This is a genomic window from Sphingomonas sp. CD22, assembly GCF_034556155.1.
Classification (GTDB): Bacteria; Pseudomonadota; Alphaproteobacteria; order Sphingomonadales; family Sphingomonadaceae; genus Sphingomonas.
Genome location: NZ_JAYDYX010000001.1, coordinates 473,533 through 494,723, shown reverse-complemented (window position 1 = coordinate 494,723; position 21,191 = coordinate 473,533). Strand labels below are relative to the sequence as shown.

The 21,191-nt window shown below is 67.3% G+C and carries 21 protein-coding genes; 12 read left to right on the top strand and 9 right to left on the bottom strand.

Annotated elements, in window-relative coordinates:
• Positions 1 to 24 precede the first annotated feature (24 nt).
• A complete protein-coding gene (locus SFC76_RS02240; RefSeq protein WP_322847851.1) occupies positions 25 to 561 on the top strand; it encodes a hypothetical protein in 537 nt (178 codons plus the stop codon).
• A gap of 199 nt (positions 562 to 760) precedes the next feature.
• On the opposite strand, the gene SFC76_RS02235 is transcribed toward SFC76_RS02240, so the two are convergent.
• Positions 761 to 2,584: a M2 family metallopeptidase gene (locus SFC76_RS02235; RefSeq protein ID WP_322847850.1), complete on the bottom strand. Its 1,824-nt coding sequence runs from the start codon at positions 2,582 to 2,584 to the stop codon at positions 761 to 763.
• 74 nt (positions 2,585 to 2,658) lie between these two features.
• Positions 2,659 to 3,420 carry an alpha/beta hydrolase gene (locus tag SFC76_RS02230; protein WP_322847849.1) on the bottom strand — a complete coding sequence of 254 codons (762 nt, stop codon included), beginning with the start codon at positions 3,418 to 3,420 and terminating at the stop codon, positions 2,659 to 2,661.
• 191 nt (positions 3,421 to 3,611) lie between these two features.
• On the opposite strand from SFC76_RS02230, the gene SFC76_RS02225 reads away from it, so the two are divergent.
• Both SFC76_RS02225 and SFC76_RS02220 read left to right on the top strand, forming a co-directional pair.
• A complete protein-coding gene (locus tag SFC76_RS02225; RefSeq protein WP_322847848.1) occupies positions 3,612 to 3,890 on the top strand; it encodes a hypothetical protein in 279 nt (92 codons plus the stop codon).
• 104 nt (positions 3,891 to 3,994) lie between these two features.
• Positions 3,995 to 4,618 carry a YitT family protein gene (locus SFC76_RS02220; RefSeq protein ID WP_322847847.1) on the top strand — a complete coding sequence of 208 codons (624 nt, stop codon included), beginning with the start codon at positions 3,995 to 3,997 and terminating at the stop codon, positions 4,616 to 4,618.
• Here SFC76_RS02220 and SFC76_RS02215 read toward each other — a convergent pair.
• The 5 genes from SFC76_RS02215 to SFC76_RS02195 form a co-directional block, all read right to left on the bottom strand.
• A complete protein-coding gene (locus SFC76_RS02215; protein ID WP_322847846.1) occupies positions 4,615 to 5,034 on the bottom strand; it encodes a type II toxin-antitoxin system VapC family toxin in 420 nt (139 codons plus the stop codon). The genes SFC76_RS02220 and SFC76_RS02215 overlap by 4 nt on opposite strands.
• Positions 5,031 to 5,282 (bottom strand): FitA-like ribbon-helix-helix domain-containing protein, encoded by a 252-nt coding sequence (locus SFC76_RS02210; protein WP_322847845.1) that lies wholly within the window; start codon positions 5,280 to 5,282, stop codon positions 5,031 to 5,033. The genes SFC76_RS02215 and SFC76_RS02210 overlap by 4 nt, the downstream gene beginning before the upstream one ends.
• A 32-nt stretch (positions 5,283 to 5,314) precedes the next feature.
• Positions 5,315 to 6,343 (bottom strand): aspartate-semialdehyde dehydrogenase, encoded by a 1,029-nt coding sequence (locus tag SFC76_RS02205; RefSeq protein WP_322847844.1) that lies wholly within the window; start codon positions 6,341 to 6,343, stop codon positions 5,315 to 5,317.
• A 63-nt stretch (positions 6,344 to 6,406) separates the two neighbouring features.
• Positions 6,407 to 7,123: an MgtC/SapB family protein gene (locus tag SFC76_RS02200; RefSeq protein WP_322847843.1), complete on the bottom strand. Its 717-nt coding sequence runs from the start codon at positions 7,121 to 7,123 to the stop codon at positions 6,407 to 6,409.
• A 264-nt stretch (positions 7,124 to 7,387) separates the two neighbouring features.
• Positions 7,388 to 9,604, bottom strand: a complete 2,217-nt coding sequence (locus SFC76_RS02195; protein WP_416222371.1) for a DPP IV N-terminal domain-containing protein — start codon at positions 9,602 to 9,604, stop codon at positions 7,388 to 7,390.
• 224 nt (positions 9,605 to 9,828) lie between these two features.
• Between SFC76_RS02195 and SFC76_RS02190 the strand changes: the two genes are divergently transcribed.
• From SFC76_RS02190 to SFC76_RS02175, 4 genes are all read left to right on the top strand, one after another.
• The gene (locus SFC76_RS02190; protein WP_322847841.1) at positions 9,829 to 10,488 is read left to right on the top strand and encodes a DUF6975 family protein; all 660 of its coding nucleotides are present in this window, start codon (positions 9,829 to 9,831) and stop codon (positions 10,486 to 10,488) included.
• A 78-nt stretch (positions 10,489 to 10,566) separates the two neighbouring features.
• Positions 10,567 to 11,412, top strand: coding sequence for an AAA family ATPase (locus SFC76_RS02185; RefSeq protein ID WP_322847840.1), 846 nt, complete (start codon positions 10,567 to 10,569; stop codon positions 11,410 to 11,412).
• 136 nt (positions 11,413 to 11,548) lie between these two features.
• Entirely contained in the window at positions 11,549 to 12,112 is a 564-nt protein-coding gene (locus SFC76_RS02180; RefSeq protein WP_416222370.1) for a CHAP domain-containing protein, read from the top strand.
• A gap of 31 nt (positions 12,113 to 12,143) precedes the next feature.
• The gene (locus SFC76_RS02175; RefSeq protein ID WP_322847839.1) at positions 12,144 to 13,322 is read left to right on the top strand and encodes a vWA domain-containing protein; all 1,179 of its coding nucleotides are present in this window, start codon (positions 12,144 to 12,146) and stop codon (positions 13,320 to 13,322) included.
• A gap of 140 nt (positions 13,323 to 13,462) precedes the next feature.
• Here the strand turns inward: SFC76_RS02175 and SFC76_RS02170 are convergent, their stop codons facing one another.
• Positions 13,463 to 14,548, bottom strand: coding sequence for an anhydro-N-acetylmuramic acid kinase (locus tag SFC76_RS02170; RefSeq protein ID WP_322848059.1), 1,086 nt, complete (start codon positions 14,546 to 14,548; stop codon positions 13,463 to 13,465).
• 120 nt (positions 14,549 to 14,668) lie between these two features.
• Here SFC76_RS02170 and rimO point away from each other — a divergent pair, with 120 nt between their 5' ends.
• From rimO to SFC76_RS02145, 5 genes are all read left to right on the top strand, one after another.
• Positions 14,669 to 16,006, top strand: a complete 1,338-nt coding sequence (gene rimO / locus SFC76_RS02165) for a 30S ribosomal protein S12 methylthiotransferase RimO (protein WP_322847838.1) — start codon at positions 14,669 to 14,671, stop codon at positions 16,004 to 16,006.
• Between the two features lie 576 nt (positions 16,007 to 16,582).
• Entirely contained in the window at positions 16,583 to 17,974 is a 1,392-nt protein-coding gene (locus tag SFC76_RS02160; RefSeq protein ID WP_322847837.1) for a serine hydrolase domain-containing protein, read from the top strand.
• Between the two features lies 1 nt (position 17,975).
• On the top strand, positions 17,976 to 19,340 hold the full coding sequence (locus SFC76_RS02155; RefSeq protein WP_322847836.1) for a leucyl aminopeptidase family protein: 1,365 nt from the start codon (positions 17,976 to 17,978) through the stop codon (positions 19,338 to 19,340).
• Positions 19,337 to 19,846 carry a DUF2867 domain-containing protein gene (locus SFC76_RS02150; protein WP_322847835.1) on the top strand — a complete coding sequence of 170 codons (510 nt, stop codon included), beginning with the start codon at positions 19,337 to 19,339 and terminating at the stop codon, positions 19,844 to 19,846. The genes SFC76_RS02155 and SFC76_RS02150 overlap by 4 nt, the downstream gene beginning before the upstream one ends.
• 82 nt (positions 19,847 to 19,928) lie before the next feature.
• Positions 19,929 to 20,396, top strand: coding sequence for a DUF1203 domain-containing protein (locus tag SFC76_RS02145; RefSeq protein ID WP_322847834.1), 468 nt, complete (start codon positions 19,929 to 19,931; stop codon positions 20,394 to 20,396).
• Here the strand turns inward: SFC76_RS02145 and SFC76_RS02140 are convergent.
• On the bottom strand, positions 20,393 to 21,133 hold the full coding sequence (locus tag SFC76_RS02140) for a TonB family protein (RefSeq protein WP_322847833.1): 741 nt from the start codon (positions 21,131 to 21,133) through the stop codon (positions 20,393 to 20,395). The two genes, SFC76_RS02145 and SFC76_RS02140, sit on opposite strands and share 4 nt — an antisense overlap.
• Positions 21,134 to 21,191: the final 58 nt, after the last annotated feature.

Below are 21,191 nucleotides of genomic sequence, written 5' to 3'. Positions count from 1 at the left end.
CGAATCTATCAGGGAGTTGCTGCCGTGGCCGATGAAACCGACGACACGCCGAAGTCCGACACGCCGGCAGTGACGCCGCGCCGCCGCGCGCCGCGCAAGACGAGCACGACGCGCGCGACGCCGGCCAAGGCTCCCGCCAAGCCGCGCGCGCCGCGCGCCAAGCCGGCCGATACCTCAACAGTCGAGAAGGTCGAAACCGCGGTCAGCGACGCCGCCGCCAAGACGACCCGCCGCGCCAAGGCCGCGGTGACCAAGGCGGAAGGCGCGGTCGCCTCTGCCGCCAAGTCGGTCAAGCCGCGCTCGACCAAGCGTGCGACGCCGCGCGCCGCGACCAAGAAGCCCGCCGCGAAGAAGCGCGATACCGACGGCACCAGCAAATGGGGCATCGCCGCGATCGGCGCGGGCGTGGCGACGGTCGGCGCGGTCGCGGCGGCGGCGCTATTGTCGCTGCGGGGCAGCACGCCGAAGGACGGCAAGAAGGCGCACAGCCCGGCAGGCGAGGACGCGTCCAAGTCCTTCGAGGCCGGCATCGCCGACGAAAATTCGATCCCCGAGGCCTAACCTGATCCCTCCCCGTCAGGGGGAGGGTTCACGCATCTACCGTCATGCCGGACGTGTTCCGGCATCCCGCTTCCTCGCGCCGCCCGGAAAAGCGGGACCACGGCGCAAGGCCGGGGTGACGGAACGGGTTTGGAATACGAGGGCTCGCCCGAGCGTCCATATGCGATAGCCCTGCCTTTGCGGGGGAGTTACGCTCCCCTCACCACCCCGTCAGCTTGCCCTTGTTCTGCTGGTCGAGCCACGTCTTCAACGGCGCGAAATATTCTACCAGCGCCTTGCCCGACATCTGCCGCGACCCCGTCATCACCTGCAGCGCATCCGGCCACGGCTTCGACTGCCCCATCGCCAGCATCGCGTTGAGCTTCGTCCCCACCGCCGTGTTGCCGTAGAAGGAACAGCGATGCAGCGGCCCCTTCCAGCCGGCCTGATCGCACGCCGCCTTGTAGAACTGGAATTGCAGCACCCGCGCGAGGAAGTAGCGCGTATAGGGCACCGTCGCCGGGATGTGATATTTGGCGCCGGCGTCGAACTTGCTCTCGTCGCGCGCCACCGGCGGCGTGATCCCCTGATAGCGCAGGCGCAGCACGTCCCAGCCTTTCTGGTAATCGCCGCTGCCGATCTTGCCCGAGAAGACTTCCCAGCGCCATTTGTCGACGAGCAGCCCGAACGGCAGGAACGCGACCTTGTCCATCGCCTGGCGCAGCAACAGGCCGATTTCCTTGTCCGCACTCGGCACCTGCGCCGGCGCGAGCAGGCCGATCTTCACGAGATAATCGGGCGTGATCGACAGTGCGACGGTATCGCCGATCGCCTCGTGGAAACCGTCGTTGGCGCCGCCCTTGTAGAGATAGGGCTGCGTCTTGTAGGCGCGCTGATAGTAATTGTGGCCGAGTTCGTGGTGGATGGTGACGAAATCGTCGCCGTTCACCTTGGTGCACATCTTGATGCGGATATCGTCCAGATTGTCGACATCCCAGGCGGAGGCGTGGCAGATCACCTCGCGATCGGCCGGCTTGACGATCTGCGACCGCTCCCAGAAGGTCTTGGGCAGCGCCGCGAAACCGAGCGACGAATAGAAGGCCTCGCCCTGCTTCACCATCCGCGTCGGGTCATAGCCCTTCGCCTTGAGCAGCTCGCCGGTGTCGTAGCCGACGTCGCCCGCCCCCTTCGGCGCGACGATGTCGTAGATGTTGCCCCATTCCTGCGCCCACATATTGCCGAGCAGGTCGCTGCGGATCGGCCCCGTCCTGGCCTGCACCGCGTCGCCGTATTTCTCGTTGAGCTTCCAGCGCACATAGGTGTGCAACGACAGATACAGCGGCTCGACCTCCTTCCATATCTGATCGGTCAGCGTCTCGAACTGCGCGGGCGTCATGTCATAGCCGGACCGCCACATCGCGCCGACATCGGCGAACCCCAGCTCCTTGGCGCCGGCGTTGGAGATCGCGGTCATCCGCGTATAATCCTTGCGCATCGGCGCGCCGACATTGTCGTTCCAGCTGACCCACATCTCCTTGAGCTTGGCGGGGTCGCGCGACGTGCCCATCGCCGCCTCGATATCGGAGCCGTTGATCGGCTTGCCGTCGAGCGTGCCCTTGCCCTTGCCGTAGCTGGACGACATCCGCGTGGTCAGCGTCGCCAGTTCCGTGGCGGCGCCGGGCGTAGTCGGCGCGGGCAGGCCGACGCCGTTCTTGAGCAGGTCGAGCTTGCGGCGCGTGTCGAACGACACGCCGGACACGCCGTTGAACCGCGCCGCGCCCTTCGCCCATTGCACCGCCTTCTCAGTCAGTTCGGCGCCCGATTTGGCGGCGAGCGCATCGGTATCGTCGGTGATATAGGTGGCGTTGACCCAGGCGGTCTGTTGCGCCGGCACCGACAGGTCGGCAGCCTCCCTCTCGACCGCGGCGACATAGGCGTCGGCTTCCGCTGCGGTCGGCTTGGCTGCGGTGTTCGCGCCGGTCTGGGCGGCGGCGGGCATGACGAACAGGGCCGCGGCGAGCGCGGCGGTGGAGACGAGACGCATGGATGGAAACCCCCTGACGATCGTATGATTGTCGTCAGGATGGCCGCGTCACCGCCCGCGGGTCAAGCCATGGCTCAGCCGGCGAGATAGTCGGCGATCGCCTGCCCCAGTTCGGGCTTGGCGACCGCGCTCATATGGCCGCCGGGAATCTCGCGATACACTGCATGCGGGATCGCATCGGCGAGCGCCGCGCCCGAACCGTTGTCGTCATCCTCCGCCCCGGTGACCACCGCGACCGGCACGGTGATCGCCTCGACCGCGTCGAGCCGCGTATCGACGAACGTCTCGAGCACGTTGAGCAGCGCGACGGGATCGCCCTTGGTCGTCTTGAGGAAGGCCTCGGTCATCCACTCGTTGCTGCCACGCTCGAAACTACCGAGGTGGGTCAGCACCTTGCGGAAATAGTCGCCGCGGCCCGCAGTGGTGAGGATGCCGGTCAGCCCCATGCCGGCGAGCACCGCCCGCCGCGGTGTCGCGCCGTTGACCAGCATGCGCATCGTCGTCCGTCCGCCCAGCGAATAACCGCCGAGATCGTAGTCGGTGAGGCCGAGATGCGCGATCAGCGCCATTCCGTCGCGCATCAGCGCATCGGGCGGATAGGCGGCAACGTCGTGCGGCCGGTCGCTGAGGCCATGGCCGCGCAGATCGGGCATGATGACGCGGAAGCCACGCGCGGCGAGCTTGGCGGCATGGCCGTATTTCAGCCAATTGACCTCGGCGGTGGAGAAATAGCCGTGGATCAGCACCGCGGGCCGTCCCGTCCCCAGCTCGCGCCAGGCGATGCGGGTGCCGTCGAAACTGTCGAAATATTGCGGTTCGGTGGGCGAGTCGGCCACGAGTCGTCGGTCCTGCTGCTGCGATACGGTCAAGGCGCCGTCCGTGGGTCGGGCGCAACGATAAGTCCAGCCTCGATCCCCCGCCCGCCGTCGCCACCGGCGCCGTGACGATCGGGCAGAACCGTCGAAATCGGCCTTTCCAAGCCGGCAAAAGAGGCATACTCTCCTTTCAAAGCATAAGATGGAGAGCGATGATGGACAATGGTCTGCAATCCCGTGGCGTGCATCCGGCGGGTGACGAGAGCCTGGTGATCCTCCAGAGCCTGTTGTGCCTGCTGCGCGAGAAGAACCTGCTCAGCCGCGCCGATATCGAGGAGCTGACCGATCGCGTCGCGGTCCGCGCGGCACAGGCGGAGCGCGATCCCCTGCCCTGCTGCGTCGAGGCGACGCAGGGTGCGGCACGCGAGATGGCGCGGATCGGCGAATATGTCGGCCATCGCTATGGCGGCAAGCACCGCCGGCTCGGCTAGGCGCGGGCCTTCCGTTCGCATCCCAAGTCTGTATAGCCCGCGATGCCGCCCCCGAGAGCGGCATCGCCCGGGAGAGGCGCCTGACCCATCACGCATGAGGTCCGATGCAGTCCCGCGACATTGCCTTCTCCCACGGTCGACCCCACAGCGTCGCCGAAGACGCTTATGCCTTGATGATCGGGTGCATCCTGATCGTCGTCGGGCTGATCTTCCTGAAGGCCGCAGGGCTGGTCACCGGCGGCGTCGCCGGCATCGCGCTGTTGATCTCCTATAAGGTGCCGCTGCCCGCCGGCGTGCTGTTCACGCTGATCAACATCCCCTTCTTCGCCTTCGCGCACAAGGTGATGGGCGCGCGCTTCGCGGTGAAGTCGCTGCTCGTCAACATCGGCATCGCATCGTTTTCGGCGCTCGCCCGCGCATCGATCCGCGTGGTCGTCATCCATCCCGCCTTCGCGGCATTGGTCGGCGGCACGGTGATCGGGATGGGGATATTGGCGCTGGCACGGCATCAGGCCGGCGTCGGCGGCACCGGCGTGCTGACCTTATGGCTGCAGCGCACCCGCGGCTGGAACGCCGGCCGTTCGCAGATCGCGATCGACGTCGTGATCCTCGCCATCTCCGCGCCGGTCCTCACCGCCACGCAACTCGCCTGGTCGGCGCTCAGCGCCGCGGCGATGAGCCTGATCCTGATCGCCTGGCACCGGCCGGGGCGCTATATCGGGCATTAGCCTGCGCGGCTGGCAGCCTCCAACGATACCAGCCAGTCGCCGAAGGGCGTGCCCTGACAATTGACGATCAGCTTCCGATCGGCCGTCAGGATCCTGATGCCGGTGGATTCCGCGAGTGCGAGGTAAACGCAGTCATACACCGGGTGGGCGATCGTCAAAGCGATGTCGAGGGCGCGGGCGGCTAGCCGATCGGTCGGCAGGAACGTCAGCGCAGCCTCGATCGCCGCAAATCCGGCGACTGCCTGCAACGCACCGATCTCATTGCGCCGCACCTTTTTCCAGAGCGCGTTGGCAAGTTCGCTTCGCAACAGATCCGGTGCAACCACATCGCCGCCGAGAAATGGAGCGGCCAGTTCCGAGCCCTCCTCGGCCACCGCCCATTTGACGGCGACGCTGGTATCGACGATCCAGGTCAAGCCTCGCGAAAGCCCTCGCGATCCTCGCGGACGAGCCGCTCGGCAGGCGTCTGCGGCACATCCGGGGTCATCGCGCGAATCGCGGCGAGCCTCGCCCGCACGTCGCGATGCCGCTCGCTAGTATCGGGCCTCAGCCGCTGCAACGCCGATCGCAACTCGGCCTCGAGCGAGCGGCCGTTGCCATCGGCCGCCCGCTGATAGTCGCGAAGCAGGGAGTCATCGAGATCAGGGATAAGCACCTGTGCCATGGGAGCGATGCTATCATCGCTCCGTTAGCCCCTCAACCGTCCTTCTTGAGATGCCGCCGGCCGAGCAGTTCCGCGATCTGCACGGCGTTCAGCGCCGCGCCCTTGCGCAGATTGTCGCTGACGCACCACAGGTTGAGGCCGTTCTCGATCGTCGGGTCCTCGCGGACGCGGCTGATATAGGTAGCATCGTCGCCCGCCGCCTCGATCGGGGTGATATAGCCGCCGTCCTCATGCTTATCGATCAGCATGATCCCCGGCGCCTCGCGCAGGATGCGCTTGGCGTCCTCTGCCGAAATCTCGTTCTCGAATTCAATGTTGATCGATTCCGAATGGCCGACGAACACCGGCACCCGCACGCAGGTCGCGGTGACCTTGATCTTGGGGTCGAGGATCTTCTTGGTCTCGACCACCATCTTCCACTCCTCCTTGGTCGAACCGTCGTCGAGGAAGCTGTCGATATGCGGGATGACGTTGAAGGCGATCTGCTTGGTGAATTTCTTCGCCTCGGCGGGATCGCCGACGAAGATGTTGCGGCTCTGCTCGAACAGTTCGTCCATGCCGATCTTGCCCGCGCCCGACACCGATTGATAGGTGGAGACGACGACGCGCGTGATCTTGGCGGCATCGTGCAGCGGCTTCAGCGCCACCACCATCTGCGCCGTCGAGCAGTTCGGGTTCGCGATGATGTTCTTGGCCTTGTAGCCGTCGATCGCCGCGGCGTTCACCTCTGGCACGATCAGCGGCACGTCGGGGTCCATGCGGTAGAGCGACGAATTGTCGATCACCGTACAGCCGGCGGCGGCGAACTTGGGCGCATAGACCTTGGTCGCCTCGCTGCCGATCGCGAACAGCGCCATGTCCCAGCCGGTCGGATCGAAATGCTCGATATTGAGCACCTTGAGCATCTTGCCGGTGTCGCCATATTCGATCTGTTCGCCCTGGCTGCGGCTCGATGCCAGCACGGCGATCTCGTCGAGGGGGAATTCGCGCTCGGCGAGGATGTTGACCATCTCGCGCCCGACATTACCCGTCGCGCCCGCGACCACCACCCGATAACCCATGAAACCCTCCGCTGCGTTGCAGCGCCGCCTAATACGCTTGCGTGGCCGCGTCCATCGGCTTTGCTAATCGTGCGTGCTGAGCTGCCACGTCGCATGGCCGATGCCGTGCACGCGGGCGAGGTGATCGACCAGCGTGTCGAGTTCCGCATCGGGTACGTTGGTGCTGACCAGCGTCGCCGTCACCTCGACGCGATCGTCGCCACGCGGCTCGGTCTCCAGCTCGGCGACGGGCAGCTGCGCGCTTTCGAGATGCGCGACGAGCATGTCGCCCATCGGCCCCGCCTGCGCCGGATCGACGGTGATCGTCACGCTATAGGTCGCCTCGACCGAATGGCCGACCAGCGGGATGCGGTTGATCGCATCGACCAGCGGCCGCAGCAACGTGTTGGCGGCGAGCACGACGACGGTGAGCAGCACCGCCTCGGCGACCATGTCCGACCCCGCGATCGCACCGACCGCCGCCGAACACCAGAGCGTTGCCGCGGTGTTGAGCCCGCGGACGTTCATCCCCTCCTTCATGATCACGCCCGCGCCGAGGAAACCGATCCCCGACACGACATAAGCGATGATCCGGATCGACTCGACGTCGCCGCCGAGCCGCTGGCCGAGATCGACGAACGCCGCCGCGCCGATCGCGACGAGCGCATTGGTGCGCAGCCCCGCGGTACGCTGCCGATATTGCCGCTCCGCGCCGATCACCGTGCCGAGGATGAAGGCGGTCACGTAGCTGACCAGCGTGTCGAGGAACGGCCAGAGGTGGAAGAGGGTCAGGAAACGCATCGGCGGCGTGTAGCGAGGGTCCGCGACGAAATCATGTCCGCGGTTACGGTAACATTCCTCCCCCGCCAGGGGGAGGTGGCAGTGCGAAGCACTGACGGAGGGGGAGGATACGGCCTAGTACGTCGTCTGCGGAAACGCCCCTCCACCACCCGGCTGCGCCGGGCGGTTCCCAGCGCAGGGTTGGATTGCCCCCGGCAATCCAAGATCATGCCGGAAGCATGATCGACCCTGCACTCCCGCTTCGCGAGGGGGGAATGGGATGCCCTACTTCTTGTCCTTCACGTTCCGGTCGAGGAATTCGAGGATCGTCCCCCACAGATGCTGGCTGACCCCCGGTCCCGCGACACGATGCGTATAGCCGGGGTAGAACATCATCTCGAACGGCGTCGCGGTCGCCTGCATGCGCGCCGCCACCTTGGTCGAATTGTCGAGGAAGACGTTGTCGTCCGCCATGCCGTGGATCAGCAGCAGCGGGTCGCGGATCTTCGATGCTTCCTCGACCGCCGCCGATCCGGCATAGCTCTGCGGATCCTTGGCCGGATCGCCGAGATAGCGTTCGGTATAATGCGTGTCGTAGAGCTGCCAGTCGGTCACCGGCGCGCCCGACACCGCCGCGGCATAGACCCCCGGCGTCTTCTCCAGCATCTTCAGCGACATATAGCCGCCATACGACCAGCCATAGGTCGCGATCCTGCTGCCGTCGACAAACGGTAGCGATTTCAGATAATTGGCCCCGGCGAGCTGATCCTCGACCTCCACCGTCCCCATCGCGTGATAGATCTGATCCTCGAACGCCTTGCCGCGATTGTACGAGCCGCGATTGTCGATCTTGAAATAGACCCAGCCCTGGCTGACTAGATATTGCGGCAGCGCCCCCTGCCAGCCGCGCGTCGCCTGCTGGCCCGTCCCCGGACCGCCGTAATGTTCGAAGAACACGGGATATGTCTTACCCGCGACGAGCGGCGGCGTGATCATCTCCCAATAGAGCGTCGTGCCGTCCGCGGCCTTGATCGTCCCGAACTTGGTCGGCTGATGCCGCGCGAGGAACGGGAAATAGGGATGGCCCGCGACCAAGGCATTCTCGTTGATCCACGCGATCCGCTTGCCGCTGGTATCGGCCATATAGACCTGCGTCGGTTGCGCCGAATTCGATCGCGACACGATGAAGCGGCTCGCCGCTTTGTCCATCGTCGCGCTGTTGGTCCAGCCGCGCTCGGTCAGCCGCTCGATGACATTGGGCTTGGCGATGTCGACCGTATAGAGATGCTGTTCGAGCACGTCGTCCTTCAGCCCGGTGAAATACAGCCGGCCCTTCTGCTCGTCGACGCCGACGAGGCCGGTGACCACCCACGGCCCCTTGGTAAGCTGCGTCCACTTGCCGCCCGGGGTCCAGCGATACAGATGGCCATAGCCGTCGCGCTCGGAACGCCAGATCAGGCTGCCGTCCTTCATCGGCTGATAATCGTCCGACAGGTTGAGCCAGCTCTTCGCCCCCGCCTTTTCGGTGAACAGCACGCTCGCCTTGCCCGTCGCGGGATCGACGCGCAGCATGTCGAGCGTCTTCTGGTCGCGGCTCTGCCGCTGCACCAGCAGCGTCTTGCCGTCGGGCGTCCAGTCGACCCGCGCCAGATAGATGTCGGGGTTGGTGCCCAGATCGACCTTGACCTGCCCCGACCCGTCCGGCCGCATCACATACAGTTCGACGAGCACGTTGGGCGTCCCCGCCGCCGGATAGCGCTGCTCGTAGGTCTTGGTCCCCGCCGCGCCGATCGACGCGCGGGTGAAGACGTGGACGGGTGCCTCGTCGAACTTCTCGACCGCGATGAACCGCTCGTCGGGCGACCACCAATAGCCGGTGGTGCGATGCATTTCCTCCTGCGCGACGAACTCCGCCTCGCCGTAATGGATCGTGCCGCCGCCGCCCTGCGTGACCGCGCGCGCCGCGCCACCGGCGAGCGGCTGCGCGAACAGGTTCTGGTCGCGCACGAAGCTGACATAGCCGCCCTTCGGCGACACGATCGGATTGAGCTCGCCGGCCGGCGTCTGCGTCAGCCGCCGCACCTGCCCGTCGAGCGTCGCCAGATACAGGTCGCCGTCGAGCGGCACGAGGATCGCCTTGCCGTCGGGCGCGAAGTCATAGGCGACGATGCCCTTCGACCCGCCGATGCGCGCACGTTCGCGCTGCATCTTCTCCGCCTCGCTCAGCTCGGCGCCGCTGCCGACCGTCTTGCTGTCGACCAGCATCCGCTCGGCGCCGGTGCGCGTGTCGCGCGCCCACAGATCGGTGCGCTCCTTCTCGTCGGCGCGCGGCCGCAGGAAGGTGAGCAGCGTCCCGTCGGGCGACAGGCGCACTCCGCGCGGCTGCGACCCCGACAGATCGGGGCTGCCGAACACGCGCGCCAGCGTCAGTTTGCCGGTCTCGGCGGTCGCCGCCGGCCGAGTCGCGCCGGTCTGCGCCCCCGCTTCAGCGGTCATCGCCATGCTCCCCACCGACGCGAGCGCCAAGGCCACGATCCATCCCCGCATCCACCTTCTCCAATAACAACGAGTTGGCGTTCTTACGGCACGCCCCGCCCGCGTAAAGATGGATTGAGACAGGGTTACCGACGCATAAACCGTGTCTTTACTCGCTTCGGTATAGTTAGTGGGTAGACAAGGACCATGTCGGACCGGCTTGGCGGGACGATATCGATTAGCGGGACAGCATGTTGGACACGGCACAGAAGGGTGGGCAAGCGAGCGCTTGGGACGTGGTGACCAAGCTCGGCGAGGCCGATGGCAGCGTCGCGCATCCGCATCTCTCTTTGCTCATCTCGCCCGCCGCCGCGTCGCGCGACCTGTCCGATGCGGTCCACGCGCTCTGCGCCGTGCACGGTGACCCGCCCGGCCTCGCGGTCGAGGCGCGCACCTTCTGCGTCCAGCCCGACGCCTGCGACTGGCTGACCGCGGTCGCCGACGCCTTCGTCGGTGAGCGCAGCTATATCGCCCGCCTCGCCGCCGCCGCCGGCCCCACCCCCTCGACGCCGGGTCAGGCCGAGACGGAGGCGGCGCTGATCGCCAGCCGCCACGCGCTCGAAACGCTCGCGCGTTCGGAGCGCCGCGGCTGCGCGACCGGTGCGGTCGCCGCGCTGGTGCAGGACTGGACGACGATCCGCCTGCTGCTCGATCATGCCGCGCAGCGCTTCGGCGTCGAGCCGGTCCCCGCCGGTTTCCCGTCGCTCGCCGAAACCGCATCGAGCGTCACGATGCTCGGCGCGACGCCCGCCACCGAACGCGCGGTCCGCTTCGGCGCGCAGCAATTGCTCGCGCAGCATCGCGCCTTGTGGGACCTGCTCGAAGCCCGCGGCAGCGCCCGCAACGGCTGAGCCGCGACCGCGCATCGCTTGCGCCGGGCGACGCGATGCGCCAACCACCGTGCCGATGATCCAACGTCGGGAACGGCCATGAAGCGCTTCGAAGGCACGCAAAGCTATGTCGCGACCGACGACCTCAAGGTCGCGGTCAACGCCGCGGTGACGCTGCGCCGCCCGCTGCTGGTCAAGGGCGAACCCGGCACCGGCAAGACCGTCCTCGCCTATGAGATCGCCAAGGCGACCGGTGCCGAGCTGATCGAGTGGAACGTCAAGTCGACCACCAAGGCGCAGCAAGGCCTGTACGAATATGACGCGGTCGCCCGGCTGCGCGACGGCCAGTTGGGCGATGCGCGCGTCCACGACATCGCCAATTACATCCGCCGCGGCAAATTGTGGGAGGCGTTCACCCGGCCGACCCCGCCGGTGCTGCTGATCGACGAGATCGACAAGGCCGATATCGAATTCCCCAACGACCTGTTGCAGGAACTCGATCGCATGGAATTCCACGTCTACGAGACGAAGGAGACGGTGCGCGCGGTGGAACGGCCGATCGTCGTCATCACCAGCAACAACGAAAAGGAGCTGCCCGACGCCTTCCTGCGCCGGTGCTTCTTCCACTATATCAAATTCCCCGATCGCGAGACGATGCAGGCGATCGTCGATGTCCACTTCCCCGGCATCCAGAAGATCCTGGTCGGCAAGGCGATGGACATCTTCTACGAGGTCCGCGACGTCCCCGGCCTCAAGAAGAAGCCGAGCACCAGCGAGTTGCTCGACTGGCTGAAGCTGCTGCTTCACGAGGACATGCCGCTCGACGTGCTCCAGAACCGCGACCCCACCAAGGCGATCCCGCCGCTCCACGGCGCATTGCTCAAGAACGAACAGGACATCATGCTGTTCGAACGCCTCGCGTTCATGGCTAAACGCCAGCGCTGATCCGGCGCGCCCTGCGACCGGACGAAAAGGCGCGTCATTCCGTCCCCGCAACGACCGGCAACATTTTGCCGCTTTTATTGCCCGTTAACCATTACTGCCAATCTGCCAGTCATCCGCTTTGGCTTAACTCGCCCCGATGCGGGGCTTTTTTCCCATCTGCGGCCTGCTGGTCGCTGCCGCCCAGGCGGCAATGCCCGTCGCGCCGCTCGGTGCGTCGGCCGGGCTGCTCGACTATGTCGGCCAGTGCGTGCCGTTTGCGCGCGCCGCATCGGGGATCGAGATCTACGGCGATGCCTGGACCTGGTGGAACCAGGCCGAGGGCCGTTACGATCGCGGCCATCGTCCGCGCCAGGGATCGGTGATCGTCTTCGCCAAGACCGGTCGCCTGCCGCTCGGTCATGTCGCGGTGGTCAGCCGCGTCGTCGAGCGTCGCGTGCTGATGCTCACCCACGCCAATTGGTCGCGCCAGAACGGCAAGCGCGGCCACGCCGAACAGGATGTCACGCTCTACGACGTCTCGCCCGGCAATGATTGGAGCGAGGTCAAGGTCTGGTATCGCGACGCCGAGGGGCTCGGCGGCGGCATCTATCCGGTCAAGGGGTTCATCTACGGCGGCCACCCCTCCCCGCAGCTCACCAGCCGCAACCCCGATTACGTCGGCGCGCTGATCGACGCCTATGTCCCCGGCGCCGGCCGGTAGACACGCGCGGCGGCACGCCTAAGATGCCGCCATGTTTCTCGCCTTCCTCGACGAGCTGCGCGCCGCCGGTATCCCGGCCAGCCTCAAGGAGCATCTCGTCCTGCTCGAAGCGCTCGACGCCGAGGTCATCGACCGCACCCCCGAGGCTTTTTACTACCTCGCCCGCGCCACCTATGTGAAGGACGAGGGGCTCCTCGACCGGTTCGATCAGGTCTTCGCCAAGGTCTTCCGCGGCATCGCCACCAGCTACGGCACCGAAGCGACCGAGCTTCCCGAGGACTGGCTGAAGGCGATCGCCGAAAAATACCTCACCCCCGAAGAGATGGCCCGCATCGAGTCGCTGGGATCGTGGGACGAGATCATGGCGACGCTCAAACAGCGTCTCGCCGAACAGGAGGGGCGCCATCAGGGTGGCAGCAAATGGATCGGCACCGGCGGCACCAGCCCGTTCGGCAACGGCGGCTACAATCCCGAAGGCGTCCGCATCGGTGGAGAAAGCCGCCACCAGCTTGCGATTAAGGTCTGGGACCAGCGCGAATTCCGCAACCTCGATTCGACCCGCGAACTCGGCACCCGCAACATCAAGGTCGCGCTCAGACGCCTGCGCCGCTTCGCGCGCGAGGGCGCGGCGGACGAACTCGACATCGACGGCACGATCGACGGCACCGCGCGCCAGGGCTGGCTCGACGTGCGGATGCGCCCCGAGCGGCGCAATGCGGTCAAGTTGCTGCTGTTCCTCGACGTCGGCGGCTCGATGGACCCATGGGTGACGCTGTGCGAGGAGCTGTTCAGCGCCGCCACCGCCGAGTTCAAGAACCTCGAATTCTTCTACTTCCACAATTGCCCGTATGAAGGCGTGTGGAAGGACAACCGCCGCCGCTTCGCCGAACGCACGCCGATGTGGGACGTGCTCCACAAATTCGGCCACGATTACAAGCTCGTGTTCGTCGGCGACGCCTCGATGAGCCCCTATGAGATCAGCCATCCCGGCGGCTCGGTCGAGCATAACAACGAAGAGGCCGGCGCGACGTGGATGCAGCGGCTGACCAACACCTATCCGGCGGCGGTGTGGCTCAACCCGCTGCCCGCACCGCAATGGGGCTACAGCCCGTCGATCCGCATGATCCGCGAGCTGATGAGCGACCGCATGTACCCGCTGACGCTGGCGGGACTGGACGAGGCGATGCGGGAACTCACCCGCAAACGCTAGCCGCAGGCTGTCCTACATCCCCGAAACGGGTTATAGACTCACCGTCCGCTCTGTCTCATCGCTACAGAAATGGAAACGATGGAAGTCGATCGTTTCCGTTAAGGTGTCCAACTTGTCCATGTTGGCCAGCACGGCACGCGCTAAGGCCGGCTCACCACGCCGCCCGCCAGCGGCGCCGCCACCCCCGTCGTTCCCGGAAAGCTGATCGGCAGCCCGCGTAGCGTCCGCACCGCCATATAGGCGAACCCCTCCGCCTCCATCGCATCGCCGTTCCAGCCCAGCGCATCGCTCGGCTCGGGCACCAGCCCGGTCCGCTCGCCGATCATCCGCAGCAACGTCGGATTGTGTCGGCCGCCGCCCGCGACGATCAGCCGCCGCGGCCGCGCCGGCAGCCGGTCGATCGCCTCGTTGACGCTCGCCGCGGTGAAGGCGGTCAGCGTCGCCGCCCCGTCCGCCGCCGCCAGCCCCCGCGCCGGCTGGATGGTGAAATCGTTGCGGTCGAGGCTCTTGGGCGGCGCCAGTTCGAAGAAGGGATGATCGAGCATCCCGGTCAGCACCGCCTCGTCGACGCGCCCCGCCGCCGCCAGCGCGCCGCCCTCGTCGAACCGCGCCCCCGTCTCCGCCTCGACCCAGCTATCGATCAGCCCGTTCGCCGGCCCGGTGTCGAAGGCGACCAGCGCTCCGTCCGCACCGACGAAGGTGATGTTGCCCACCCCGCCCAAGTTGAGCACCGCGACCGGCCGCTCCAGCCCCGCGGTCAGCGCGGCATGATAGACCGGCAGCAACGGTGCCCCCTGCCCGCCCGCGGCGACATCCGCGCTGCGGAAGTCGCCGACCACCGCGATGCCCGTCGCCCGCGCCAGCACCGCGCCGTCGCCGATCTGCCACGTCCAGCCGCGATCGGGACGATGCGCCACCGTCTGGCCGTGATAGCCGATCACGTCGACCGCCCCCGCCTCGACGCCCGCCTCGCGCAGCAATTTGTGGACGGCGAAGGCATGCGTCCGGTCGATCAGCTCGCCCGCCGCGACCAGATCGGGGCTCGCGCGCGGCCGGTCGAAGGTCAGCGCCAGCGTCGTCGCCGCAGCGAGCTGCGCCCGCGCCGCATCGGAATAGGCCTCGCCGCGAAACGCGACGGCGCGCACCTCGCCCTCGCCATCGGTCTCGATCAGCGCCGCATCGATCCCGTCGAGCGACGTTCCGGACATCAACCCTATTGCCAGCATCACACGTCACTCCTCGGCAGGCGCTGTGCCGCCTGCCCCGGCTGCTGTCGAGCGATCAACCGCGGCGGACGCGGCACCGTCTGGCAAAAGCGCGCCGAAACGCCTATGTGCGCCTCTCTCATGGCAACTCGTCTCCCTTCTCCGCCGCGCGTCGGCATGGTGTCGCTCGGCTGTCCCAAGAATCTGGTCGACAGCGAACGCATCCTCACGCAACTGCGCGCCGACGGCTATCAGATGTCCGCCGATTACGCCGGCGCCGACGTCGTGCTGGTCAACACCTGCGGCTTCCTCGATTCGGCGAAGGAGGAAAGCCTCGAGGCGATCGGCGAGGCGATCGCCGAGAACGGCCGCGTCATCGTGACGGGCTGCATGGGCAAGGAGGCGGACGTCATCCGCGCGCGCTTCCCGCAGGTGCTCGCGGTCACCGGCGCGCATCAATATGAGCAGGTCGTCGAGGCGGTGCACGAGGCGGCCCCCGCCCACCTCTCGCCGTACATCGACCTGATCCCCGACGCGGGCCTCAAGCTCACCCCGCGCCATTACAGCTATCTGAAGATCTCGGAGGGCTGCAACCACCGCTGCTCCTTCTGCATCATCCCCTCGCTGCGCGGCGATCTCGTCAGCCGTCGTCCCGACGCGATCCTGCGCGAGGCGGAGAAGCTCGTCGCCGCCGGCACCCGCGAACTGCTGGTGATCAGCCAGGACACCAGCGCCTATGGCATCGACATCCGCCGGGAACCGCGGCTGTGGAAGGGGCAGGAGGTCGTCCCGCACATGACCGATCTCGCCCGCGAGCTTGGCAAGATCGCGGCCCCAGTAAACGGGTGGGTCCGCCTCCACTACGTCTACCCCTACCCCCATGTCGATCAGGTCATCCCGCTGATGGCCGAGGGGCTGGTGCTGCCCTATCTCGACATCCCCTTCCAGCATGCCGCGCCGTCGGTGCTCAAGCGGATGAAGCGCCCCGGCAACGACGCCAAGGTCTTGAGCCGCATCCACCAGTGGCGCGACATCTGCCCGGACATCGCGATCCGCTCGACCTTCGTCGTCGGTTTCCCCGGCGAGACCGAGGCGAATTTCGAATACCTTCTCGACTGGCTCGACGAGGCGCAGCTCGACCGGGTCGGTGCGTTCCGCTTCGAGCCCGTCGAGGGCGCCGCGGCCAACCTCCTGCCCGATCACGTGCCCGAAGAGGTCAAGGAGGAACGCTACCAGCGGATCATGGCCAAGACCGCCGCGATCAGCGCCGCCAAGCTCGCCGCCAAGATCGGCCGCACCCTCCCCGTCATCATCGACGAAGTGGGCGACGAGGGCGCCACCGGCCGCAGCCAGGCCGACGCGCCGGAGATCGACGGCCAGGTCTTCCTCCGCGACGCCGCGCATCTCGCGGTCGGCGACATCGTCCCCGTCGCGATCGAGGACGCCGACGAGCACGACCTGTACGGCGTGCCGGTATAGCACAGGGCAGCGCTGCTTTCTCCGCGATGGATGATGTTACGAGAATGTCTTAGTTTGGTGGATTGCGGACATAGGGCCTGTCGCAGTACCTTGCTCGAATGATCCCTCCTTGGACCGCCCACCCCGACATTCACGCAGGCTCGATCGGGTGGCGGATGGGTAGAGGTGAAGAATATTTAGATCAGTTCAACCAGTGGTTTGCACGAAAGCACGTTGAGGCGAAGTGGCGCTATGCGACTGACAACCCCGAACCGGTCGGCTGGGATGGTTTCTACTCCCGGCGCGGTGTTACCCGCGCCTGATGAATGACTTGAATTGGGCGATACCCGACATTGCTCGGAGCTTCCGCCTTTTCAAAATACTGGCTTACAGAAAGTGGTAAATAGCAACGTCGTCCGCCGAGCGGATGATCGATTTAGTGCGGGAAGCGGATCGCCTAGGATGCAAGGCATCCCATACCCATACGGGTTCCGATATCGCCCGGTATTCCAACCCGACACCATCACGTGCGCCGAGCGCGCCCACCGCATCCGATTTCCCTTTCGCGGGGCCGCCCGGATGTGGCAGCCTTCTGCGATGCTTTCAAAGACGCTCGCCACGCTCGCCCTCCTTGTCACCGCCACCCCCCTCGCCGCCCAGACGCTCACCCCCGCCGAACAGGGTGCAATTGACAAGGTCGTCGCCGATGGCCTCGCCGCGACCGGCACGCCCTCGGCACAGGTCGCGATCGTCCGCGGCGGGCGGATCGTTCTGACAAAGGCCTATGGCAAGCAGTCGGACACCGCCGCGGCGCGCACCGATGCCCCCTATCAGATCGCCTCGATCTCCAAGCAATTCACCGCCGCGGCGCTGCTGCTGCTCGAGGACGACGGCAAGCTGTCGATGGACGACACCGTCGCCAAATGGCTGCCGGGGATCAGCGGCGGCGACCGGATCACGATCCGCCAGTTGCTCAGCCACACCGCGGGCCTGCAGGATTACTGGCCGCAGGATTACAGTTTCCAGGCGATGGAGACGCCGACCACGCCGCAGGCGATCGTCGACCGCTGGGCGAAGAAGCCGCTCGACTTCGCGCCGGGCACGCAATGGCAATATTCCAACACCGGCTATGTCGTCGCCGGGCTGATCGCCGAAAAGGCGGCGGGCGAGCCGCTGATGACTCTGCTGGAGCGGCGGATCTTCAAACCGCTCGGCATCACCGCGATCGATCAGGACAAGGCGATCGGCGGCCGCTTCCCGACCGGCTATCACCGCAACGCGCTCGGACCGGTCCGCGCCGCGCCGCCGCCCGCCGACGGCTGGCTGTTCGCCGCGGGCGAATTGTCGATGAGCGCCGGCGATCTCGCCAAATGGGACGTGGCGCGGCTGAACCGCAGCCTGCTCCCTGCCGACGATTGGGCGGCGCAGGAGAAAGCGGTGCTGCTCACCGACGGCAGCACGACCAATTACGGCCTCGGCGTCAGCCTCGGCAAGCGCGCCGGGCAGCCCTTCGTGGAGCATAGCGGCGAGGCGGTCGGCTTCCTTTCGGAGAATATCGTCTATCCCGAGCAGAAAGCGGCGATCGTCGTGCTGACCAACGCCGATTTCGGCAATGCCTTCGTCAGCATCGCGCAGGGCATCGCCAAGGTCGTCCTCCCCGCCGATGCCGACGCGACCGAGGCGGCGAAGACCAAGGCGGCGCGCGCGATGTTCGACGCGCTGCGCGGCGGCACGCTCGACCGCACGCTGCTCACCGCGGACGCCTCTTATTATTTCACGCCGCAGGTGATCGCGGACTATCGCACCAGCCTGTCCGCGCTGGGCGAGCCGACCAGCTTCGAGAAAGCGGGGCAGACGCAGTTGCGCGGCGGCTTCGTCCAGCGGCGCTACACCGTGACCTATCCCGGCCGGAAGCTGTCGATCGGCACCTTCGCCGAGCCCGACGGCGCCGAGCGCTACGAGCAATTCCTCGTCAGCCCGGCGAACTGACATGCCCGATACCCTGCTCCAGCCCGACCGCGGCCAGCCCGCCCGCACCATCGCCCTGATCTCGCCCGACGCCTATGACGCGTGGCTCGCCGCCCAGCCGCCGCGCGTCCGCACGGCGCTCGCCGCGCAGCGCTTCACCGGCAAGCCCGGCAGCCACGCCATCTACGCCGACGAGGAGGTGCAGGCGGTCGTCGTCGCCGCCACGCCCGACGTGTGGACGCTCGCCAGGCTCGCCGAGGCGCTTCCCGCCGGCACCTATCGCGTCGCCGGCGCGATCGGCCCCGCCGCGCTCGGCTGGCTGCTCGGCCAATATCGCTTCGACCGCTATCGCAAGGCGGACGACACCGGCGCACGCATCCTTCTCACGCAGGACGCCGCAGGCATCGAGGAAACCTTGCGCCTCGCCGCGGCGACCGGCTGGGTGCGCGACCTCGTCAACACCGGCGCGGGCGACCTCGGCCCCGCCGAGCTGGAAGCCGCCGCCGAACGGCTGGCGCGCGATCATCAGGCGACCGTCACCGTCACCCGCGGCGATGCGCTCGCCACCGGCTACCCGATGATCCACGCGGTCGGTCAGGCGGCGGTCAAGGAACGCGCACCGCGGCTCATAGAAATCGAATGGGGCGACCCCGCGCATCCCCGCATCGCCCTGGTCGGCAAGGGCGTGGTGTTCGATACCGGCGGGCTCGACATCAAGCCGTCGGCCGGCATGCGGCTGATGAAGAAGGATATGGGCGGCGCGGCGCATGCGCTGGCACTCGCCAGCCTGGTCATGGCGGCGCGGCTGCCGGTGCGGCTCCACCTGCTGATCCCGGCGGTCGAGAACGCCATCGCTGGCAACGCCTTCCGCCCCGGCGACGTGCTGCGCAGCCGGCTCGGGCCGACGGTGGAGAACACCAACACCGACGCCGAGGGCCGGCTGATCCTCGCCGACGCGCTGACCCGCGCCGGCGAAGCCAAGCCCGGGCTGATCCTCGACTTCGCCACGCTCACCGGCGCGGCGCGCGTCGCGCTCGGCCCCGATCTGCCGCCGTTGTTCACCGACGACGCATCGCTTGCCGCCGATCTGCTCGCCGCGGGCGATGCGCTCGAAGACCCGCTCTGGCGGCTGCCGTTGTGGGACGCCTATGACGAGATGCTGAAGTCGGACATCGCCGACATGGTCAACGCCCCCGACGGCGGCTTCGCCGGCGCGATCACCGCCGCGCTGTTCCTGCGCCGCTTCGTCCCGAAGGACGTGGCGTGGGCGCATATGGACGTCTTCGCCTGGCGTCCCGCGGCGAAGCCGGGCCGGCCGAAGGGTGGCGACGCTTATGCGCTGCGCGCCTGCTATGCGGTGTTGAAGCAGCGCTACGGCGCGCGATGAGCGTCACCCGCCGCGATCCGCCCGGCGGCAGCGGCATCGCCGGCTGGTATGACGGCGCCGACCTGCTCGATTGCTACGCCGCGCCGCTGCCGCCGGGTCACGACGGGGATATCCACCGCATCGCGCTGGCGATCCTCGACCGGCCGTCGTGGTGGTTCCGCACGCTGCTGACGATCCGCGACGGCTTCGCGCGCAGCGCCGGGCTGCAGACGACGGACGATATCCGCCAGTCGGTCCCCGCCGACGCGCGCGTCGCCTTCTTCCCGATCCGCGCAAGATCGGCGGACGAGATCATCCTCGGCGAAGACGATCGCCACCTCGATTTCCGCCTCTCGCTGCTGGTCGACCGCCGCGCGGACGGCACCGCCACCGTCTTCGCGACGACGGTGGTCCGCTGCCGCAACCGGCTCGGCCGCGCCTATCTCGCCGCGATCACGCCGTTCCACCATCTCGTCGTCCGCTCCAGCCTCGCGCGCGCGGAGGCCGCCGGCTTCGCCGCGCGCTGACGGAGGCGTTTGAGCGCAAGCTACGGGATGCCGGGCGGGCGGCGACCGGCGCAAAGCGTGGCTCCACCATAGGAGCCAAGCCATGTCTTTTCGTATCCAGGGCCTCGATCCCGCACCGTTCCGGCACCTCATCGGGCGCACCGACGCGGCATTGGCGGCGCAGGGCGCAAGACGCTGTGTCGTCGATGCGCATCCCGGCTTTCCGGACCGGATCGAAGTGCGCGATCTGGCGATCGGCGAAACCGCGATCCTGCTCAACTACGAGCATCAGCCCGCCGGCACCCCCTATCGATCGCGTCACGCCATCTTCATCGGCGAAACGGCGACGCAGGCGCTCGACCGGATCGACATGATCCCCGATGCGCTGCGCATCCGCCCGATCTCGTTGCGCGCCTTCACCGCCGCCGGATACATGACCGCGGCCGATCTCGCAGACGGTGAGCGACTCGCGCCCGTCATCGAGCGACTGCTCGCCGACCCGGCAATCGCCTATCTTCATGCGCATTATGCCAAGCCGGGCTGTTACGCCGCCCGCATCACCCGCGCCTAGCGATCGATCGCCGGCGGATCGATGTCCCATTGCTGGTCGCGCAGCACGGTCGAGCGTACCGGCCGCCCCGCCGCGTCGCGCCAAGGATCGTAGCGAAAGCGCTTCTCGATCGCGGCGCAGGTCACCTGGTCCATCAGCGCATTGCCGCTCGACCGGGCGATCGTGCAACCGGTGACGTGGCCATTGGTCTCGACGCGGTAGCGGACGCCGACGACGCCGCGAAAGCCGGTGTCGAGGATCGCTTCGGGGATGTCCGATCCCTTGATCCGGCCGCTGACCAGCCGCGGCACCCGTTCCCAGCCGCTGCCGTCGCCATCGCCGTCGCCACCCGCGCCATTGCCGTCGCCGATCCCGCCCGCACCGGTGCCCGGCCCCGCCCGGTCGGAGGCGCCGGACGTCGCCTGCGCGCCGATGTTGGGACGCGGCGCGACGACGATCGGCGGCGGCGGGGCGATCTGGACGATTGGCACCGGCGCGACGACCTCGGTCGCCTTGGAGCGGAGATTCGGCGGCGAGGCCCTGCCGCTCGCCCGGTTGATCCGCTTCGGCGGCGGTAGGACGCGCTCGGGGGGCGGCGGTTCGGGGGCGACCGTGAACGTCGCGAGCGCACTCTGCATCGGCGCGACGCCGGCCCGAAAGGCGAGTCCGAGCCACAGGACATAGCCGAGCGCCACGACGATGACGGCGGTCAGGGCGGCGGCGCCGAGCCGTTCGCGTAAGGGTGCAGGCGCGATCACGATGGTAAGATGATGACACACTTCGCCTTTCGCAACGCTGACCGGCGGTGTGCAATCG

Excerpts from the sequence above, each read along its gene's own strand:
- SFC76_RS02235 (WP_322847850.1), bottom strand. The coding sequence starts at position 2,584 with ATGCGTCTCGTCTCCACCGCCGCGCTCGCCGCGGCCCTGTTCGTCATG.
- SFC76_RS02225 (WP_322847848.1), top strand. The coding sequence starts at position 3,612 with ATGATGGACAATGGTCTGCAATCCCGTGGCGTGCATCCGGCGGGTGAC.
- SFC76_RS02220 (WP_322847847.1), top strand. The coding sequence starts at position 3,995 with ATGCAGTCCCGCGACATTGCCTTCTCCCACGGTCGACCCCACAGCGTC.
- SFC76_RS02210 (WP_322847845.1), bottom strand. The coding sequence starts at position 5,282 with ATGGCACAGGTGCTTATCCCTGATCTCGATGACTCCCTGCTTCGCGAC.
- SFC76_RS02205 (WP_322847844.1), bottom strand. The coding sequence starts at position 6,343 with ATGGGTTATCGGGTGGTGGTCGCGGGCGCGACGGGTAATGTCGGGCGC.
- SFC76_RS02200 (WP_322847843.1), bottom strand. The coding sequence starts at position 7,123 with ATGCGTTTCCTGACCCTCTTCCACCTCTGGCCGTTCCTCGACACGCTG.
- SFC76_RS02195 (WP_416222371.1), bottom strand. The coding sequence starts at position 9,604 with ATGGCGATGACCGCTGAAGCGGGGGCGCAGACCGGCGCGACTCGGCCG.
- SFC76_RS02190 (WP_322847841.1), top strand. The coding sequence starts at position 9,829 with ATGTTGGACACGGCACAGAAGGGTGGGCAAGCGAGCGCTTGGGACGTG.
- SFC76_RS02185 (WP_322847840.1), top strand. The coding sequence starts at position 10,567 with ATGAAGCGCTTCGAAGGCACGCAAAGCTATGTCGCGACCGACGACCTC.
- SFC76_RS02180 (WP_416222370.1), top strand. The coding sequence starts at position 11,549 with ATGCGGGGCTTTTTTCCCATCTGCGGCCTGCTGGTCGCTGCCGCCCAG.
- SFC76_RS02175 (WP_322847839.1), top strand. The coding sequence starts at position 12,144 with ATGTTTCTCGCCTTCCTCGACGAGCTGCGCGCCGCCGGTATCCCGGCC.
- SFC76_RS02170 (WP_322848059.1), bottom strand. The coding sequence starts at position 14,548 with ATGCTGGCAATAGGGTTGATGTCCGGAACGTCGCTCGACGGGATCGAT.
- rimO (WP_322847838.1), top strand. The coding sequence starts at position 14,669 with ATGGCAACTCGTCTCCCTTCTCCGCCGCGCGTCGGCATGGTGTCGCTC.
- SFC76_RS02160 (WP_322847837.1), top strand. The coding sequence starts at position 16,583 with ATGCTTTCAAAGACGCTCGCCACGCTCGCCCTCCTTGTCACCGCCACC.
- SFC76_RS02155 (WP_322847836.1), top strand. The coding sequence starts at position 17,976 with ATGCCCGATACCCTGCTCCAGCCCGACCGCGGCCAGCCCGCCCGCACC.
- SFC76_RS02150 (WP_322847835.1), top strand. The coding sequence starts at position 19,337 with ATGAGCGTCACCCGCCGCGATCCGCCCGGCGGCAGCGGCATCGCCGGC.
- SFC76_RS02145 (WP_322847834.1), top strand. The coding sequence starts at position 19,929 with ATGTCTTTTCGTATCCAGGGCCTCGATCCCGCACCGTTCCGGCACCTC.